Consider the following 19,054-nt stretch of genomic DNA (forward strand, 5'->3'; position numbering starts at 1 on the left):
CTTGGAAGGGCTGCTGTTAAGCTCCAGAAACAAAGTCAATCCTGATAAATGAATCATCATTTCAATAATGTCGCCTGCCGGCTGAAACCGGTACCATTGTATTTAGAGGTTCACAACCGAACAGATTTGGAGGAGAGGTCATGAGCAAAATGAAAAGGCTTACCGTGTTCATGCTGGTGTCGCTGCTGCTGCTGGTTACAGCTTGCGGCAAGGACAACGGGGGCGGCATCCCGGCGGCGGACAAGGATGAGTCACAGGAAAAAGCGACAGTGACGATGGGGTTCTGGGGCACGGCGCAGGATTTGAAAATTTATCAGGATGCAGCGGCTTCCATTAGCGATCAGTATCCGAATTTGGAATTGAAAATCAAGCAGTATCCGAGCAGCGAGCAGTTCTGGAATGTGCTGCCGGGTGAAATTGCGGCGGGTGTAGCGCCGGACTTCATTAAGATTTCCAACGAAGGGGCGTACGAGTATATTAACAAAGGCCTGTTCACTTCGTTGGACGAGCTCATCGCATCGTCAGATGTCGACATGAACCGCTTCGCGGCTTCGTCGGCGGATATTTGGAAGGTGGATGATAAGCTGTATGGCATTCCGAATCTTACAATGCCGTCGATGTTCTTCATCAACGCTGACATGTGGAAGGAAGCGGGTCTTGGTGAGTATCCGCAGACATGGGACGAAGTGGAAGCGGCCGCCAAGAAATTGACGAAGGATGACGTGTACGGCATTACAATCAACATCGATGCCTATCATATCACGAACTATGTCAAGAGCTACGGCGGCGGCTGGGGCAACGGGAAGACGATCAACTCGGCCGAGAACGTGCAGGCGCTGCAGAAGATTTTTGATATGTACAAAGAAGGCGTAGCCGTTACACCGAAAGCGTTGGGTTACGGCTGGGATGGCGAAGTATTTGCGAACGGCAAAGCGGCGATGACGACGGGCGGATATTGGTACAAAGGCTATTTGAAGGATGCCAATCCGAACCTGAACTATGTCGCGCTTCCGGTGCCTAAGGGCACAGTCAATGGCGGCACGATGATTTCCGACGCTTATGTCGTATTGAAGGACGCGAAGAACAAGGAAGCGGCGCTCAAGGCTGCGTACTATTTGACAAATGACAAGACACAGACCGAGTTCCTGAAGCTTGGCTTTAATTCGGCGGTAACGAGCTTGTCGGCAAAATATTTCGAAGAGAATCCAGAGTTCAAGGCGGTGGAGAAGGCGCTCGACTATAGCACTGACTTCGCTTATCCGGCAGAAACGAAGAAGTTCATTGATGAATTGGTGAAACAGCTGGAAGCGGCTATTCTGGGCGGAACAAGCCAGTCGCCGCAGCAATTGCTCGACGGCATTCAGCAACAATTTCAGTAGGTAATCGGGTTCCCGTTTCCGTGTTGTGAAGCGGGAACCGCTTTATTCGCCGATATGGCGACTTAATATTGAACATTCAGGAGGCTTGCAAATGGCTGCCTATGAGAATAGAAATGCAATGATTGATCGCAGTCGCTCGAACCGTCCGTCATGGCTCCGATCGCTCGCCGATTCGGATGCTGCGGTCGGCTGGCTGTTCACGCTGCCGTTTTTGGTGCTATGGGTATGGTGGTTTCTGTACCCGTTCGCACAGTCCTTCCTCCGCAGCTTCCAGGATGTCAGCTTCACGGCGTTGAACGATGCGACATTCATTGGTCTGCAGAACTATATCAAGATTTTGAATGACCCTGAATTCTATCAGGCGGTGCTTCATTCCTTGCAAATCGTCGTTATCGCCGTTCCGGTGCAGACGATGCTTGGCTTGCTGATGGCGGTGCTCGTCAATCAGAAAATGAAGGGCCAGGGAATATTCCGCACGGTCTTCTTCATTCCGTATATTACGTCGCAGATCGCGGTGACGACGGTGTTCATGATGCTGTTCAAGAAGGGGACCTTCGTGACGAAGTTTTTCACGCTATTCGGGTTCGAGGATGTGACTTGGTTCGCAGATACGCGCTATGCGCTTTTGTTCGTCAGCATCTTGTTTATTTTCCAGCAGTGCGGGTTCAGCATGATCGTGTATTTGTCCGGGCTGCAGGAGATTCCGCGGGATCTGTATGAAGCGGGGCAGATGGATGGCGCGTCCAAATGGGCGCAGTTCCGTTATATTACGCTCCCTTCTCTGAAGCCAGTCACGTTCTTCGTCGTGTCGGTAGCGACGCTGCTCGGCTTCCAGATCTACGATCAGATCGCCGCCATCTCGCGATACGGCGCATTAGGTTCTCCGGCCGGAGCGACGAGCACGGTCGTCACGTACTTTATCAGCACGGCATCCGGTATATGAATATCGGTTACGGAAGCGCGGCCGTCGTTTTATTTTTCTTCATTATTATGTTCATTACGTTCCTTCAGAAAAAATGGTTGGGCGATAAGGAGTGACACCAAATGCAGGCTAACAAGCGCTTTACCCAATTGCTTCATTATACCGTCGTCCTCTTGCTCGCACTGGTGTTCTTTCTTCCATTCGCCTATACGTTATATACCTCGTTCGTGACGATGCAGGATGTCAATAAGCTTGGGGGCATGCCGCATTGGACAATAGACAATTATAAGCTGTTCTTTACGAATGATGCGTATAACGTGCCGAAATGGTTCCTGAACACGGTCATCATGACGGGGCTCGTCATTATCGGCAGCCTGATCATTAATCCGCTGGCGGGCTTTGCGCTGGCGAAGCTGGAGTTCGCGGGCAAGCGGCTCATCTTCTGGATCGTCGTGGCGACGATGATGGTACCGTATCAGATGATTTTGATTCCGGTCTACGTCAATATGGCGCAGATTGGCTGGTTGAATACGTTCGCGGCGTTAACCGTACCGTTCCTGTATCAATGTCTGTACATTTTCATGATGAGACAATTTTTCATCAGCGTGCCGAATGAATTCATTGAGGCAGCCAGACTGGATGGCTTGACGAAGATGGGCTCATTCTGGCGCATCGTCTATCCGCTGGCGAAGTCACCGCTCATCACGATGTCGATACTCGCATTCGCGGGCACGTGGAACAGCTATCTCATTCCGAGCACGCTGGCCAACAATCCTGACCAATACGTGCTTGTCGTCGGACTCAACAGCGTCAAGGATATGTTTTTCGAGAATACTCCGCTCATCATGGCCGGGGTCGTGCTGTCCACCTTGCCGATTCTCGTCTTTTTCTTCCTGTTCCAGAAGCAGTATGTCGAGGGCATTTCCAGCTCCGGTATCAAGGGATAAGGAAAAGGTACAAGTAGTAGCGGAGAGGAATGGACAGATGCCGCATGGAGTCTGCCTCTGTATCAGTTCAGTTAAATCAGTTATTTAACAGCAGCATAGAAGGGATGCCTGTACACATTGTGATGATAAGTCAGGAGTTAGATATTGAAATGGAGGATAGACAGACGACATGGATGTGGATTGCATCGATGACTTGCCGATGCGTTGCAAAATGACAAGGGAATGAGGCGGAAACATGGACTATTGTGTCATTAAAGAAGGCGATGTGTTCTACTTGACGGACAAGGGCGGAGATATCGCGGCGGAACATGACGGCGGATATGGCCTGTATACGAAGGATACGCGGTTCTTGAGCCGCATGGAAGTATATATTGACGGTGAGAAGCCTGCTCTGCTATCCTCGGCGTCGGACAAAAGCTACTTCGCGTCCATCCGGACGATGAAGGAGCGCAAGGACGAAGGGGCGATCGAGCTCCAGCGGGAGCGGTTCATTTACGACGGCGTGCTGTATGAGCGGATGACGGTGACGAACTATTTCCCGAAGGCGGCCGCCTGTGAGCTAGCGGTCTCGTTCGATGCCGACTTCCAGGACATGTTCCTCGTCCGGAAATACCGGACAGGGGAAGTGGGACGGATTATCGGCCGGGAGACGGGAGATCGGCAAGCGTCGATCCGTTATGAGGGCGCAGACGGCATGATGCGGGAAACCGTGGTGCAGTGGGACAGGGAAGCGGGACGCGTGGAGGAAGACGGTACGATAAGCTTCGTGCTGGAGCTGGAGCCGAAGGAGTCGGTGCGCATCTGCTTCGCCATCATGCCGTTATTGGCAGGGCAGAAGGCGGCGGTTGTGCTGCCGTTCGAGGAAGGCCTGAGCCGCTTGGAGGCGTCCTATGCGGCATGGGATGAGGAGACGGTCAGCGTCACGACCGATTCCGAGCTGTTCAACGGGCTGTATCGGCGCGGGGTGCAGGATTTGCGGATGCTCATGACCGATGTCGGCTATGGCGATACCCCGGTGGCCGGACTGCCATGGTTCGCGGTACCGTTCGGTCGGGACAGCCTGATCACATCCTTGTTCATGCTGCCGCTTCGTCCCGAGAAGGTGAAAGGCACGCTGCGGACGCTGGCGGCTTTTCAGGGCAAGGCTCGGGATGCATGGCGCGATGAGCAGCCCGGCAAGATTATGCACGAGATCCGATTCGGCGAGCTGGTGACGACGAAGCAATCCCCATTCTCCCCTTACTATGGAACCGTCGATTCCACACCGCTATTCCTTGCGCTCATCTGCGAATATGTGCGCTGGACGGGCGATCTTACGTTTGCGGAGGAACTGAAGCCGAACATGCTGCGAGCGCTCGAATGGATCGACCGTGCTGTCTTGGCAGGCGCAGGGTTCGTGACGTACCATCAAGAGGCGGAGAAGGGATTCCCGAACCAAGGCTGGAAGGATTCGAGCAATTCGATGGTCCATGCTTCGGGAGAATACGCCGCTTCACCGATCGCGCTGTCTGAGGTGCAAGGGTATGTGTATCAGGCGAAAAAGGGTCTGGCTCCCGTATTCTCCGCTATGGGAGATGCCGCGCTGGCGGAAAGGCTGGAACGGGAGGCGCAAGAGCTGCAGGCCAGATTCGAGCGGGACTTTTGGATGGAAGGGGAAGGCTTCTATGCGATCGCGCTCGACAAAGAACAGCGTCAAGTGGAGTCCGTCACCTCCAATCCGGGACATTTGCTCCTGTCCGGTCTGCCGGAGCGTTCGCGTGCGGAGCAGGTCGCCGCGCGGCTCCTTGCGGCAGACATGTTCGGCGGATACGGCATCCGCACGATGAGCACGGAGGCGGCTGGATATTATCCGATGAGCTATCATAATGGCAGCGTCTGGCCGCATGACAATGCCTTGATTCTGCTCGGCTTGAGCCGCTTGGGCTTCAAGCGGGAAGCGGGCAAGGTCATCTCTGGATTGCTTGCGGCGTCGCAGCATTTTGAGTACCAGCGGCTGCCCGAATTGTATTGCGGACACGGCGCGGAACTGGGCGAGCCGGTGCCGTATCCTTCGACATGCTCACCGCAGGCTTGGTCGGCGGGCACGGCGGTCGCCTTCGTGCAGGCGATGCTCGGCTTGAATCCGAACGTGCTTGCCGGTAAGATTCGCATCAATCCGATGCTGCCGGAAGGGATTGGCGGGCTGACGGTCGAGCGGCTGCGTATTGGCGCGGGCGAGCTGTCCTTGAAGGTGACCCGTCTGGCGGACGGTGCAGACGAGGTAAGCGTCGAGGTGCTTGGCAACACGACTGGATTGACCATTGTGCAATCCGGTGTGGAAGAGTAGTGTATATGGAAGTAGTGTATATAGAGTAATAAATAACGGTCGTCTTCGTGACGGCCGATTCTCGCAATAATCGCAATAGATGAGAAGGATAGTGGCAGAAGATGCAGGAAGGAGCAGGCAGATGAAGCGAACGTGGTGGAAAGAGGCTGTTGTATATCAGGTATATTGGAGAAGCTTCAATGATACGAATGGGGATGGGTACGGAGATTTGGAGGGGGTCATCCAGAAGCTCGACTATATCCGCGATCTCGGAGCAGACGTCATCTGGCTCAATCCGTGCTTCGGATCGCCGGATGTGGATAATGGCTACGATATTGCGGACTACCGCTCAGTTATGCCGAAAGCGGGCACGATGGACACCTTTGACCACTTGCTGAAAGAGGCGCATGCCCGCGGCATGAAACTCATTATGGACCTGGTCGTGAACCATACCTCTGATCAGCATCCGTGGTTCACGGAGTCGCGCTCTGCGAAGGACCATCCGAAGCGGGACTATTACATCTGGCGGAAGGAGCCGAACAACTGGCGCTCGTACTTCACCCCTTCCACGTGGGAATATGACGAAGCGACGGGAGAATATTACTTCCATTCCTTCGCCGTGCAGCAGCCCGACCTGAACTGGGATAACCCGCGCGTGCGCGAGGAAATATACGACATGATGCGCTTCTGGCTGGATAAGGGCATCGACGGCTTCCGCATGGACGTCATTAACCTGCTCGCGAAGCAGGCCGGATTCCCAGACGCGGCGAACCCGGACGACATTTCATACTTGGGCAACAACCCCGGTATTCATGAATACCTGCAAGAAATGCACGACAAGGTGCTGAAGCATTACGACATTTTCACGGTCGGGGAAATCCCGTTCGTTACGCCGGAAGACGGCGTACTGTATGTGGGCGAAGAGCGCGGCGAGCTGCATACGTTATTCCACTTCGAAGTGTGCGACTATATGGCGCATTGGGATATGCAGCGCTTCAAGGAGATTCAGAAGCGCTGGTATGAAGGCATGTGGGGGAAGGGCTGGAATTCCCAATTCCTGAACAACCATGACCATACCCGCGTCGTCACCCGGTTCGGCAACGATACGACGCACCGCGTGGAGTCGGCGAAGTGCTTCGCGACGCTGCTGCATACGCTGCCCGGCATGCCGTACATCTATCAAGGGGAAGAGATTGGGATGACCGGCGTCCGCTTCGATTCCATCGATGACTACAACGACATAGCGATGAAAAACAAATATAAGGAAGAAGTCGGCAAGGGCCGCGATCCGCAGGAAGTGTTCGAGAGCCTGCTCCATCTGGCGCGGGACAATTCCCGCACGCCGATGCAGTGGGACGATTCAGCGAACGGCGGCTTCACCGACGGCACCCCATGGATTAAGGTGAATCCGAACTATCGGGATATTAACGTAAGCGCGGCACTGTCCGATCCGAATTCTGTCTTTTACTACTACAAGACGCTCATCCAGCTGCGGAAGCAGCATCCGGTGATGGTCTACGGCAGCTACGAGCCATTGTTGGAGGAGCATGAGCAGCTCTATGCTTACATCCGTTCGTTGGATGGGGAGAAATGGCTGGTTGTGTTGAACATTTCGGAGCAAACGGTGGTGGCGTGTGAACTGCCTGCTTCTGTGTCATTAGAGGGAGCGGAGCTGCTTATAGGGAATTATGCGGTGGAATCGAATGCAGGTGAGCTGCGGTTGAAGCCGTATGAGGCGCGGGTGTATCGGTTGGCGTAGAAGTTGAATAGAGTGGAGAACATCCTTTACTGGGGCGGAAGCTTTGGTAGGGGATGTTTTTTTGAGATGAGTTTGATTAAAATGTTGATGTATCATTTTATGTACGCTACTGGTAGAAAGAATTAGCAATCCGAGGGTCGAGTCAAGCCTTGGCCGGAGGTAGTCGAATAAAATTAAATGAAATAGATTTTGCGGCTTCTCCTGCTTTCAAGCTAAGAGACGGAATTTTCCGTGGTTATTCGATCCGCATCTGCCAAGAAGCATGCCGCTATAATCTTTAATCTTGCTGACACTGGGAATGGTAAGACAAACACAGAAGAGTGGTTCATTTCATAGGGGTATCATCTAGGTCAGCAAGTCAAACAATTCTCACGTCATCAGGGGGAAGTTCGAGTCGGCTTTTCTGATTGACCTATTGGATGATTGTAGCCTCAAAGCAGACTATGGTGGTGAAGCATTTTTGAACCATTGAGTTAGATATACGAGAAGATGTGTTTCCATACAAACAAAAAGAAGCCAATAAAGTGGCTTCAAATAAAAAACATTTGTATGTGTTGATTACAACTGATTTCTCAATAAATTTAGTCGCAATATTGAGAAATGTAAAAAAATACATTGAATTTAAATAATGAGGTGGTTATAATTTATTTGTATCATATTACATATATTGGGATGTGATGTTATGATCTAATTTGTTATTTATTTATTTTTTTTGCTATAACTATTACCGCTCCAACGACAGCTACAATTAGGACAGCAAGAATGAAGAGCGAGAAGAGAAAGTTTTCAAAAACGAAGCTCAAAAAATCACCCCCTTTGTAAGTTATAATATACTATTTTGGAGGTTATTTACATGAATAAAAAAGTAATAATCTTGTTCATGACGTTTTTGCTTCTGATTCTTCCAATCTCTGCGTTTGCTGACAATTCTACTACTGCCGAACCCAATATGTCTAAAGAAGAAATACTTAATAAATTTGAAAACATTTTAAATAGATATGCTGTAAATGTTCCTTTTTCGGCAGAAGACGAACAATTCGTAAGAGAATACATTCTGCCAAAAAATGAAGATTTCACAACCCTAACAACTGAAGATAGGAAATTCTTTCAAGGCCAAGAGGGAATATATGCACTTACAGGTTATGTTGACTACGAGCATAATGTACTTGGTAAGAATGAATGGGACTTTTATATGACCGCATGGGATACTACAAATACCAAAAGAAATATTAAAGCAGAAGTTACGGTTGACTGTCTGGGAGTTATTAATATATCGGACGGGAAAATCGGAAAAATATTCAATAAAACAGTAAGTGAATCATCTGATGGTAAACAAATTGCAGTGAATTTGAAAAAATCTGCTTCATTCACTGGATGGCCAATAATGATTTATTATTATCCAAAAGCCTCCTTTGACGGTACAGAGGTTAGAGGTGAATTCAGGAATTAAACATATGAATATTTGCCGAGTGTCGCTTGTTCCTAAGCGGCACTTTTTTCTATGCATGTTTTTCTTATTAATTTTTTCACCTTTATTATGCATAATAAGTTGTTGTGGTTGGTGCGATCAGATAAAATAAAATCCCATATCCTAAAAGAATAAATTCTCATGCTGTTATGGAAATACTTCTACGACTCGTTGCTTAATGATGTCTCCTCTAAATCCAATGAATCAGACCCGTCCTTAATTTTGGACACTTCCAGAGATAAAAAATACTTATCTTAATAAAGCGCATATTAAATGCTCATTTTGTTTTTTGAGTTTCGTTAGAATTTCCACAGGAAAATAGCCGTACAAATTCATGTGGATTTTTCGGTTGTTGTAAAAGTCATATACCGGCCCACTGCGTCAAAGGATTCCCCGAGGCTCATGAACATATGTCGCTTAAAGCATTCACGTTCCAAAATGCTGTGAAACGACTCTACATACGCATTTTGGAGGGCATTTATTCATTGATACGTCGTCCTTCTACGACCTTGTAAAATTCTCTGAATTTGTTGCTTTTAAACTATGGTCCGTTATCCGTTCGAATGACTAAAAGTATTGTAAGAAGATGTTTCGACTCAGCAGCGCTTTCTGGACGCGGTTGCCAAGATATCCTTGGTGGTACAGTCTTTTCCCCAGTGGTATCTTACGATCGAAGACATCAATCATATTCGCCGTATAGAGGTAGCACTGCAAGTCAGCTACGCATCCGTCTTTCACGTCCAACTGCCACAATTGGTTGGGCCCGGTCTCCCATGTTGTTGGCTAGCTAAGCGATGTGGACGGGACTCCTTTCTCGTATCCCCATTCCTTTGCACAGGCGGTAAACCTTCTACTTGTTAATCTTTCTGAATGTGGTGAATGCGACGTATTGTTATCTTAAGGTACCGTAGGAGGCCTCTTCAACTTCTAGTATATGCTCAATATGCTTCTTTATCAGCCAATCGGGCACCTTTCCTCCTCTAAACGTAAGGGAGTACCCGGGCACTGGAAGGCCTCTTTTGTAGAAACGCTTTTGCTTCGGACTAACCTGACGCTGGTAGAGTAAGTGCAATGAGCAATATTACAGACTCTTAGCACCTTCTGTACCTGATAACCTAATGCGATCCATCTTCGGGCCACTTCCATTGAATGTGCGGATGCTTTTTCTGCAAGTTCACGCAGACTGGTGCTCTTTATATCTTTCTCGCCTAGCAACTTGTTCCTTGTTCATATTTTTCTATTCATTTTTCTGTCGTCTATGGTGAACTCGGGTTACCTATTTTTTACTCATGGTAATCTCCACCTTGTCTCGATCTTTGTTTCATCTACTTGTAAAGCGAGAAAGGTGGGATGCTATGCTTACGTGCTGTTGAGTGCCATAGTTCCCCCTGTCCAACACAGAGGGATGACTGCATTACTAGTTACAATTAAGACAATTTTCATAAATAATTGACCACCTTTATATTTATATATATTCATATGATAGTATATTTAAGTAATATAAAAGGAGGAGAAACAAATAGAAAGAAACCAATAGCTGTACTTTTAGCATCATTGTTATTAGCGCTATCTATAACTGGATGCAGCAGTAACAACACGTGGACAGAGGCACTGGAACAGAAAATAGCAGCTTTAGAAAAGGAAAATGCAGAGCTCAAGGAAGACTTAGCCAAGAATGCTGGCGGCCAGAAGGCGAATGCAGACGATAAAACAAAAGAAGAGGCTGTTACGGAAGAGGTTCCGCCTGCTAAGGCGCCGGGAGCAGATAACAAAATCATTGAAGTAAACAAGGCGAAGGAAATTGCGGATTTCACCGATCTCACCATTAAAGGCGCGAAGTTCGCAACCAAAATAGAGCCGCCCAAACCAAACAGCTTTTACTCGTATTACGAAGTGAAAGACGCCTCGAACACCTACTTTGACGTAGTGATTAAAGTGAAGAGCTTGCTGACTGTCGGCAAATCGGCAGATGATTTTGTGTCGGTCAAAGTGATGTACGATGACAAGTATGAGTATAACGCTTTTTCTGTGATCGAGAAGGATGGCGGTGGTGACTTTACGTATACCAATATTACACGGATTGAACCATTAAAAGCAGGCACATTGCATTTTCTAGCCGAAGTTCCAGCAGAGGTAGCGAAAGATAAGAAACCTATTAAAGTCATTATTTCTTGCAATGGGGAAGAGTATACGTATACGTATCGTTAAGAGTGGCTAAATAATATCAAATTATCTCGGTTCATTACGATAGTCCATTATCAATAAAGCTTCCCAAGGTTTAGCTGGTAGCAAACGCTCAAACAGAGGAAAGTGCGATAGAACTGCTTCAATTTCAGATGAAGCAATAAGCTGAGGTGCATAAATAGTACTCTATGGGAGGTTAGACGATGGCAGTACCGGATTATCAGGCTTTTATGTATCCGTTTCTAAAATTATTAGAGGACGGACAGGATCATACACTGCAAGAAGCATACGAAGCTTTGGCCAATTATTTTCAGTTATCTCTGGAAGATCGGGAGGAGTTAATTCCAAGCGGTAAACAGTTAGTGTACCACAACAGAATTGGATGGGCACGTACGTACTTGAAGAAAGCCCATTTGCTGTCTAGTCCTAAGCGTGGTACTTTCCGTATAACCGAACGGGGAAGGGAAGTATTAACTGACCCAGAGGCTTCTTCTTTGAACTTAAACTACTTGATGAGATATGAAGAGTTTCTAACATTTAAACAGGGGAATAAAACATATGACCTTGAGAAGTTCGTTCCCCAATCGCAATTATCACCACGTGAGTTGTTGGAAGAAAATTATGAGCTCGTACAGAGTCAGGTGTGTGAAGAGCTATTAGAACGGATTATGGCTTGTACATCTGAATTCTTTGAGCGATTAGTTGTTGAATTGCTAGTATCGATGGGCTATGGTGGTTCGATTCAAGATGCAGGACGAGCGATAGGACGAAGCGGGGATGACGGTATCGATGGTATCATTAAGGAAGATGTATTAGGCCTTGATATGATCTATATCCAAGCGAAGCGCTGGAAGAGTGTTGTGGGACGACCTGAGATTCAACGATTTGTTGGTAGCCTGGAAGGGAATCGGGCACGAAAAGGAGTCTTTATCACAACGTCTGACTTTACAAAGGAAGCATTGGAGTATGTTCGGCGGATCGAGAAAAAGATTATCTTGCTTAATGGTATTGATCTCACACGATATATGTATCAGTATGACGTCGGTGTTGCTGAGGAACAACGTTATAGTGTGAAGAAGGTTAATATTGATTTCTTTGAAGATTAAGATGAACATTTAAAAGAGAAGTGTCCGTATTAAGATAATTACACGTTGCGGACACTTTTATTGTTTTGTTCTTATATTCGTGGCATCCTTGATAAAAAAATCTTATGTTACCATACAAGTATAGAGGGAAGGAGTGCGGACTATGTTATAGGATATAAACCAATAAAAGCTGAGTTCTCAGAAACGTAACTATCACTTAACAATAATGATGAAATAGAGTTTATATTATGAGGTATTAGGAGGATACCAATGGCAACTTTTGAAGAACCAGCTGTAATTGCAGCTTGCATTACAGGCCTTGTTGCATTTTTTACTTTTGTTTCCAATTCTGTGCTGATTATAAAAGGTAAACGATTTGAAAGAAAAAACTCATTTGAAATAACGTTAAAAGAAAAGTTGGAAAAAATCTATTCGCCATTGTACTATTTGTTTTATCGCAATCAAGATGGGAAAATATTTGATAAAAAATCACTTGAGCTAATTCAGAAATATGGACATTTACTATCGTATGAACTGCTTGGTGATATTAATCTTCTCATTACTCGAGAAAGCCAGCGAGATAAGATATTGGATAGAGATCATCAAGAATTAAAGAGAATGATATATAAAAAACTACAAGCCGAATACCTAGAATTACAAAGATTAGCAGATAAACACTTTAGGGAGTTGAAGATGAAATACAGAATGAATATTATAGATACAATTTTGTTATCAATAGTAAGAACTATTGTTTTGTTGACTGGTTTATTTTGGTTACTCGCGGGAGTATCACGTTATTACAATTTTGTGAAAAATAACACTCCTGTAGACACAGTATTTTATGCCATAATTGTACCTATAACTCTATTGGTTTTAATAACAACTCTCTTTATTCTAGTATATATTATACAAAAGTTTTGGGATGCTTACGTAGTGAGAGTGGGAAAACGTAAACGTCTATTCACATCGAAAGAATATGTACCCGTGACTCATAACTATCAATGTACGGCTTGTGGAGGCATTAAGGGGAAAAACGTCTACTCTGAATTTGAAAATTGTGAAATCAAGCATAATTTTCTTCAAAGTATGAAGCGAGCTATATTTAATCACCAATGGAGAAAAATATGAATTATGATTCATAAATGTTCTAGCTTATTTTCAGTTGTCTGAAATAACAAGTTATGTTGATATTATGGAAAAATTGAATTTAAAATATTTATATTCGACTTCGATTGTAGAAGTTATTTATTACCTGTCCAGTATACCCGATTCCTTGCCGTTGCTTATATTGAAATGCTTCGTATTGTAATCTAACCATTTCATTGGATTAAATAGCTGCTACCGCGCTTCTCCTGTTATCTGGGTATATGCGGGCAGTCCCGCCAAGCAAATATGCAACAATAGCCATAGTTGTTAATATAGATGTCACACGTTCACTGAACTGAATTTCCATTGGTATTTACTCCATTCAATAATGATGAGTTAATATATAAGCTCTCTAGTCCAGGCTGATGGTGAAATTAAAAGTGAAAATCTTATTTTAAGTCTAAATCAATAATCTCCCTAATATCGTCGATGCCCAGTGCGTCGGCGATTTTTTCGATGTGGGCGAAATTAATGTTCGAGCGCTTGCCATTCGAAAGCTCACTTAGTGCAGCATGACGAACATCAGCTAAACGGGATAATTCCCGTAGAGAAATCCCATGCTTCTTGGTTAGTTCACCAATCTTCACAATGACTTTTTTGCCCATTTCTGTATCCTCCAGATCTGACAACGTTTGACTATACGCATCAACGTACCATATAATAATTTTTGACCCGGTACGCATATGCGTATAACAACGGTGCAAAATAAAATTTGGAGGAAATATCATGCCAGATTGGGTTAAAGAAACGTTTTGTCAGCGTCTAGATTTGCTCACAGAGAACGCCGAAATGTTACATGATGTCCTTCTACTAAAGAACAAGTTAAATCGGTTAGAGCATCTATTCATGCACAAATTAGATAAAGTGGGAGAAAAAAAGTTGCATCGTGAATGGTTAGCTTTACAAGAACAGATGGTATCTCTTCAAAAGGGATGGCTTTATACAAAAGGGGTTCAAGATGGTATAAAAATGATGATTTTTTTGCAGAAATCAGAGCAAGAATTGGAATCATATGAACAAGGAAATAAAGTGATTACATAATCTACCTTCTAAGCTCAACGGTCATTGGACTGTTGAGCTTTTTTTCGCCGTTATATGTCCTATATCGACAATGAAAGAGGATCTACTTCCATAATCTCGAAACATACATATATAAGTCTACAGAAGTAGCTATATATTCCTAGCGAAGATGAAGTACTTCAAATAGGAGTATTCCGTTTTTCTTGTATAACCACAATACTTACATTCGGGTGAACGCCATGACTTTACCAACTGAGCTACAGAACATTTTTAAACATAAACAAAAATCGTATAAGATGGTTCTTGTCCTTGCGTTGTTAGAGGAAATGAAGGAGTTAGGGCAAGAAAAGGTGCTCTTTTCAAAAGTAAGAGAACGCTTTTTGGGGGCGTTACAGGAACGTGAACGAAACGGGCAACGTGTAGATGCATCACCTTCAAGTGTCGCGTCTAATTGGTCTGATATTACGATTAATCAAATACATACGATAATCGATAATCCCATTAATGCGTTATCTAATATCATTGAGCGCGACATAGTAGCTCAGACCATCGGATTTAAGCCTACTTTGTTAAGTCAGTGGAGTGAGCAGGTTCACGATGAGCTTCAACAATATGCCGAACGTGAGTTAGCAGCATATTATCAAGAACCGAACCGTACATGGTCCTTACGAGGAGCACTCCAACATATCATGGATGGCTATCTACAAGCCAAGACAGAACAGTTCAAGGGTCATCAACTAGGAAACATGGTACGTAGGACGATTTCAAATGAGATATCGAGTTTTTCTTTTATCCACAAACAATTAAAGGTTCAAGGTTCAGTCGGGCAGGGGAACTGGGCCAATATTCCTTGGATTGCTATTATGGATAACCGAGTAACGACGACCACACAACGTGGGGAGTACATCGTGTACCTCTTTGCGGAGGATATGAGTGCAGTCTATTTAACATTCATGCAGGGAGTTACGATTCCATTGCGAGACTATGGGAAAGTAGAAGGTTACAAGTATCTTCGTGAGAAGGTTGAGCAATTACGTCAACAGTTACCTCTGACCGGAATGAATAAAGACGACAATATTCATTTGACATCAGGCGGTCTTGGTTACGACTATCAAGTATCTACCGCGGCATATTATCGTTACGAACGAGATCAGCTTCCAGATGATGAACAATTGATGGCCGACTTGCAAAATGTCGTCGACAACTATAAGCAATACGTGGAGGGGCAAATGAACCAAGAGCATGTACCTCACGACGAAACGGAGCACGAACAGGAGAATATGGAAGCACCTCTCGTCGTAGCAGACGAGCTTCAGCGTATTCAAACCTACATTCACCAAAAAGGATTCTCTTATCCGGAGCATCTAATCGAGAACTTCTACTTATCTCTGAAGACGAAGCCCTTTGTTATTTTGGCAGGGGTGTCGGGTACAGGGAAGACGAAGCTGGTGAAGTTGTTTGCTGAGGCGTTAGGGGCAATAGCGAGCAATCAGCAATTTACGCTTATTCCGGTTCGGCCGGACTGGAGCGATCCATCTGATTTGTTAGGCTATAAGGACTTGTCCGGTACGTTTCGGGCGGGGCCACTTGCCTTAGTGCTAGAGGAAGCGTTGAAGCCGGAAAATCGGCGTAAGCCCTACTTTGTGTGCTTAGATGAGATGAATTTGGCGCGGGTAGAGCATTATTTCAGTGATGTGCTTAGCGTGTTGGAGACACAGGAGTGGCGAGGATCTCGTATCGTGACAACACGGCTCCTTCAGCCGGGGATGCTGTCGCAGGAGGAAGACCGTGCTCGCTTCAGTGATTTACATATCCCGGACAACGTCTATCTCATCGGAACGGTGAACATGGATGAGACGACGCACCCTTTTAGCAAAAAAGTATTGGACCGGGCCAACACAATCGAGTTCAACTATATTGCTCTCGACCAGTACCCTTTCCTTGAAGAAGAGGATGAGGGGCTTTCGATGTATCCCGTATCTAATGGATTTCTGCGTAGTGAATATTTGCAGCTAGTTGATGTTTACCATGAGCAGCGCGAGTTGGTGGAGAAGGTTACGGAAAAGTTGGTCCGAATCAACCAAATTCTTGAGCCCATTCATGCGCACATCGGGTTCCGCATTCGGGATGCCGTGTGCTTCTATATGATCTACAATGAGCAGTTCGGATTAATGAGCGAAGACGAGGCCTTTGACCATCAGTTGCTACAGAAGCTTCTTCCCCGGATTCAGGGTAGCAGTATGTCGATCAAGCGCGCGTTGCTCTTGCTGATGAAGGAAGCATTGGGGACGAATTTTTCGATCGACGAACATATGGAGGATGCATCTCCATTATATTTGAGACAAGATTGGTCCGAAGCACGTTATCCACGGAGTGCGCGTAAGCTTGGCTTCATGCTAGGGAGGTTAGAGGAGGATGGCTTCACCTCATACTGGCTCTCTTAAGGAAGTGGTAGAGCTCCTACGGATCGACACGAATTTGTTTACGTTGTATATCCAAGGGAAACCGTTTCATCCTACTGTTGAGACTCTGCAGTTGCATCGCGAGGCTGAGCAGGAGTGGGTGGATGCGCACGTGCACGTTTCCGCAGCATCGAATATTCAGGTGGAAGGGATCTATCTGTACTCACCAGTAGATGGCGACATGCGGCTCTGGCAAGAAGGAAACGCTTGGGCACCGCTGTTTTATGAAACACAAGCCTATGAGCTGGTCGTGGAGAAAAAGGAAGAGATGCCACTCACGTTCCATCACGAGCACGTCCAGCTACGGAATGCGGTCAGGCCGTTAGGGAGCCGAATTCTGTCCGGTATATTGCGGTTTACGAATGAAATCGGGATAACGGAGCTGGAGCTTCAACTGTACGGAGAATCGGTACTGCGCATCCAGCTTGAGATTTTCCCGTCCAAAATGGACTACAAACGTGATTATCTCCTCATTTTGAATGATGTGAATGCACAAATTTCGAACTTGGCGTTTGATTTTTTGCGCAAAACCTTTCATTTAAGTGGTCTCAAGGAGACGAAGCATCAGAGCTTGACGGAGTTTTTCGTTATCCTTCAGCATCTGTTTGCACAACTAGTACAGGCCGTGGAACGCATTCAGGCTGCTCCACATACGAAGCTGCAAAGCGAGTACCGCAAGGTGGAGGCGGCACGGGTGAGAAGGGCGGACAAGGGCAATGCGGCATATTTAGCAAAACGTCCTCACTTGCTTCGAGAAGATGGGCCAAATGGAGTCATCACTATCAACGATAGACGTTATACCCCCTCGCATTTGCTGGAGCAGCGTCGACAGGTGTCGTTCGATACGGCCGAGAACCGTTTTGTGCGGTGGGTGTTCCTGCGGATTGAGCAGAAGCTGAAGCGCATTAAGGCAAGCTTGATGAAAATGCAACGAACACGAGATGAGCATCTCCTCCGTCGGCTTGATCAGATGAACAACCAGATTCGGCGAGTGCTGCAGCATGATTTTCTTCAGGTCGGAGAAATGAGGCAAATGTCGATCTCGCTCGTGCTGCAGATGGCACCGGGATATCGTGAGGTGTACCGTTACTATCTCATGCTGATGAAAGGATTGTCCATTCAGACGGACCTCTTCCGGCTGTCGATGAAGGATTTAGCGCAGCTGTATGAGTATTGGTGCTTCCTGAAAATACACCATTTGTTAAGTGAGAAATATGAGCTCATCCAGCAGGATATTATTAAGGTGAATCGGGGCGGACTATTCGTGACGCTGGACCAGTCGCGGAAGGCGAAGGTGAAATACCGCAATCCTCGGAATGGGGAGGAGTTTACGCTCTATTACAATGCCCTGCCTGCGGGCGAGGTTAGCAAGACGCTATCACAACGCCCGGATACGGTGCTAACCTTGAAGAAGAATGAGTCGGCAACGGAGTACAAATATATTTTTGATGCCAAATACCGCTTGAATCCTGCCTATAAGGACACGCCTTATTGGACGAAGTATAAGCAACCCGGCCCGGAGGAAGAGGACATCAATACGATGCATCGGTATCGGGACGCGATTGTGTACGAGGACACTGCTAACCAGACGTATGAGCGCAGTATGTTCGGGGCGTATGTATTGTTCCCGTATGCGGACGAGGAGAAGTTCCAACAGCATCGTTTCTATAAGAGCATTGAATTGATTAACATCGGGGCATTGCCGTTTTTGCCGAACGCAACGAAGCTGATGGAGCAGTTCCTGGATGAGATTATAGAAGATAGTCCGGAAAAAGCCTATGAACGTTCCACACGACCAAGAGGGACGGAGCATTACTATACGGAGAAGCTGGCAGGCAAAAATGTGCTCGTTGGCGCCTTGGGCCGAACGGCTGTGAAGCAGCTAGAGGCGGCACTAGCGAATCGTTATTACCACGTTCCGCTGCAGCAGATTACTGATCACCGCCAGCTTACCCAAATTGAATATGTGGCGTTATATCAATCGATGAAGCAATTTGGGAGTGAGGCAGGAATACGGTATTACGGCCGTGTGCAGGAATGGAAGGTGCTGACCCGCCGCGAGATTACATACATCGAGTCCAGCCGCGGGGCGGCGGATGAGCTGTATGTACTTTTTACGGTCGAGGAATGGCAGGAGCGTGAGCAACCGATTGTGCCGTGTGGCCATTACGTGTATCACGCGTTATTTACTGCGAAGCCGCTCTTTGACCGGGCCCATGAAGTGGCGGAGCTCCGGTTGGAGAGTGAGGCGGACATACGGGTATGGCGTGAGGCACGCCGTCAAGGCAAAGCGAAGGTGAAGCTGGACCAAGAGCCTGCGGACTTGGCTACACGGGTGACGCAGGTGGTGCAAGAAGATTGAGCTTGAGTATTGAAT

13 protein-coding genes are annotated in these 19,054 nt (G+C 46.6%); 12 read left to right on the forward strand and 1 reads right to left on the reverse strand.

What is annotated here, in order from left to right:
• The first annotated feature begins 140 nt into the window (after positions 1–140).
• The 9 genes from M3650_RS21975 to M3650_RS22015 all read left to right on the forward strand — a co-directional run bounded on the left by M3650_RS21975 (position 141) and on the right by M3650_RS22015 (position 13,177).
• Complete coding sequence (locus M3650_RS21975; protein WP_251577803.1) at positions 141–1,379, forward strand: ABC transporter substrate-binding protein; 1,239 nt, start codon at positions 141–143, stop codon at positions 1,377–1,379.
• A gap of 91 nt (positions 1,380–1,470) precedes the next feature.
• A complete protein-coding gene (locus M3650_RS21980; protein ID WP_251577805.1) occupies positions 1,471–2,322 on the forward strand; it encodes a carbohydrate ABC transporter permease in 852 nt (283 codons plus the stop codon).
• A 101-nt stretch (positions 2,323–2,423) separates the two neighbouring features.
• On the forward strand, positions 2,424–3,248 hold the full coding sequence (locus tag M3650_RS21985; RefSeq protein WP_251577807.1) for a carbohydrate ABC transporter permease: 825 nt from the start codon (positions 2,424–2,426) through the stop codon (positions 3,246–3,248).
• 235 nt (positions 3,249–3,483) lie between these two features.
• The gene (locus M3650_RS21990; RefSeq protein ID WP_251577809.1) at positions 3,484–5,574 is read left to right on the forward strand and encodes an amylo-alpha-1,6-glucosidase; all 2,091 of its coding nucleotides are present in this window, start codon (positions 3,484–3,486) and stop codon (positions 5,572–5,574) included.
• Positions 5,575–5,695: 121 nt separating this feature from the next.
• Positions 5,696–7,312 carry a glycoside hydrolase family 13 protein gene (locus M3650_RS21995; RefSeq protein ID WP_251577811.1) on the forward strand — a complete coding sequence of 539 codons (1,617 nt, stop codon included), beginning with the start codon at positions 5,696–5,698 and terminating at the stop codon, positions 7,310–7,312.
• An 853-nt stretch (positions 7,313–8,165) separates the two neighbouring features.
• On the forward strand, positions 8,166–8,762 hold the full coding sequence (locus M3650_RS22000) for a hypothetical protein (protein WP_251577813.1): 597 nt from the start codon (positions 8,166–8,168) through the stop codon (positions 8,760–8,762).
• Positions 8,763–10,334: 1,572 nt separating this feature from the next.
• Complete coding sequence (locus M3650_RS22005; protein ID WP_251577815.1) at positions 10,335–10,988, forward strand: hypothetical protein; 654 nt, start codon at positions 10,335–10,337, stop codon at positions 10,986–10,988.
• A 179-nt stretch (positions 10,989–11,167) separates the two neighbouring features.
• Complete coding sequence (locus tag M3650_RS22010) at positions 11,168–12,070, forward strand: restriction endonuclease (protein ID WP_251577817.1); 903 nt, start codon at positions 11,168–11,170, stop codon at positions 12,068–12,070.
• 249 nt (positions 12,071–12,319) lie between these two features.
• Positions 12,320–13,177, forward strand: a complete 858-nt coding sequence (locus M3650_RS22015; protein ID WP_251577819.1) for a hypothetical protein — start codon at positions 12,320–12,322, stop codon at positions 13,175–13,177.
• 407 nt (positions 13,178–13,584) lie between these two features.
• Here the strand turns inward: M3650_RS22015 and M3650_RS22020 are convergent, their stop codons facing one another.
• Positions 13,585–13,800, reverse strand: a complete 216-nt coding sequence (locus M3650_RS22020) for a helix-turn-helix domain-containing protein (protein ID WP_251577821.1) — start codon at positions 13,798–13,800, stop codon at positions 13,585–13,587.
• Positions 13,801–13,921: 121 nt separating this feature from the next.
• On the opposite strand from M3650_RS22020, the gene M3650_RS22025 reads away from it, so the two are divergent.
• The 3 genes from M3650_RS22025 to M3650_RS22035 all read left to right on the forward strand — a co-directional run bounded on the left by M3650_RS22025 (position 13,922) and on the right by M3650_RS22035 (position 19,039).
• The gene (locus M3650_RS22025; RefSeq protein WP_251577823.1) at positions 13,922–14,236 is read left to right on the forward strand and encodes a hypothetical protein; all 315 of its coding nucleotides are present in this window, start codon (positions 13,922–13,924) and stop codon (positions 14,234–14,236) included.
• A 305-nt stretch (positions 14,237–14,541) separates the two neighbouring features.
• The gene (locus M3650_RS22030; protein ID WP_311295117.1) at positions 14,542–16,659 is read left to right on the forward strand and encodes an MrcB family domain-containing protein; all 2,118 of its coding nucleotides are present in this window, start codon (positions 14,542–14,544) and stop codon (positions 16,657–16,659) included.
• Positions 16,631–19,039, forward strand: a complete 2,409-nt coding sequence (locus tag M3650_RS22035; RefSeq protein WP_251577827.1) for a restriction endonuclease-like protein — start codon at positions 16,631–16,633, stop codon at positions 19,037–19,039. Before M3650_RS22030 ends, M3650_RS22035 begins: the two co-directional genes overlap by 29 nt.
• Positions 19,040–19,054: the final 15 nt, after the last annotated feature.

Origin of the sequence: Paenibacillus sp. MER TA 81-3, from assembly GCF_023713585.1 — a bacterium.
GTDB lineage: Bacteria > Bacillota > Bacilli > Paenibacillales > Paenibacillaceae > Paenibacillus_B > Paenibacillus_B profundus.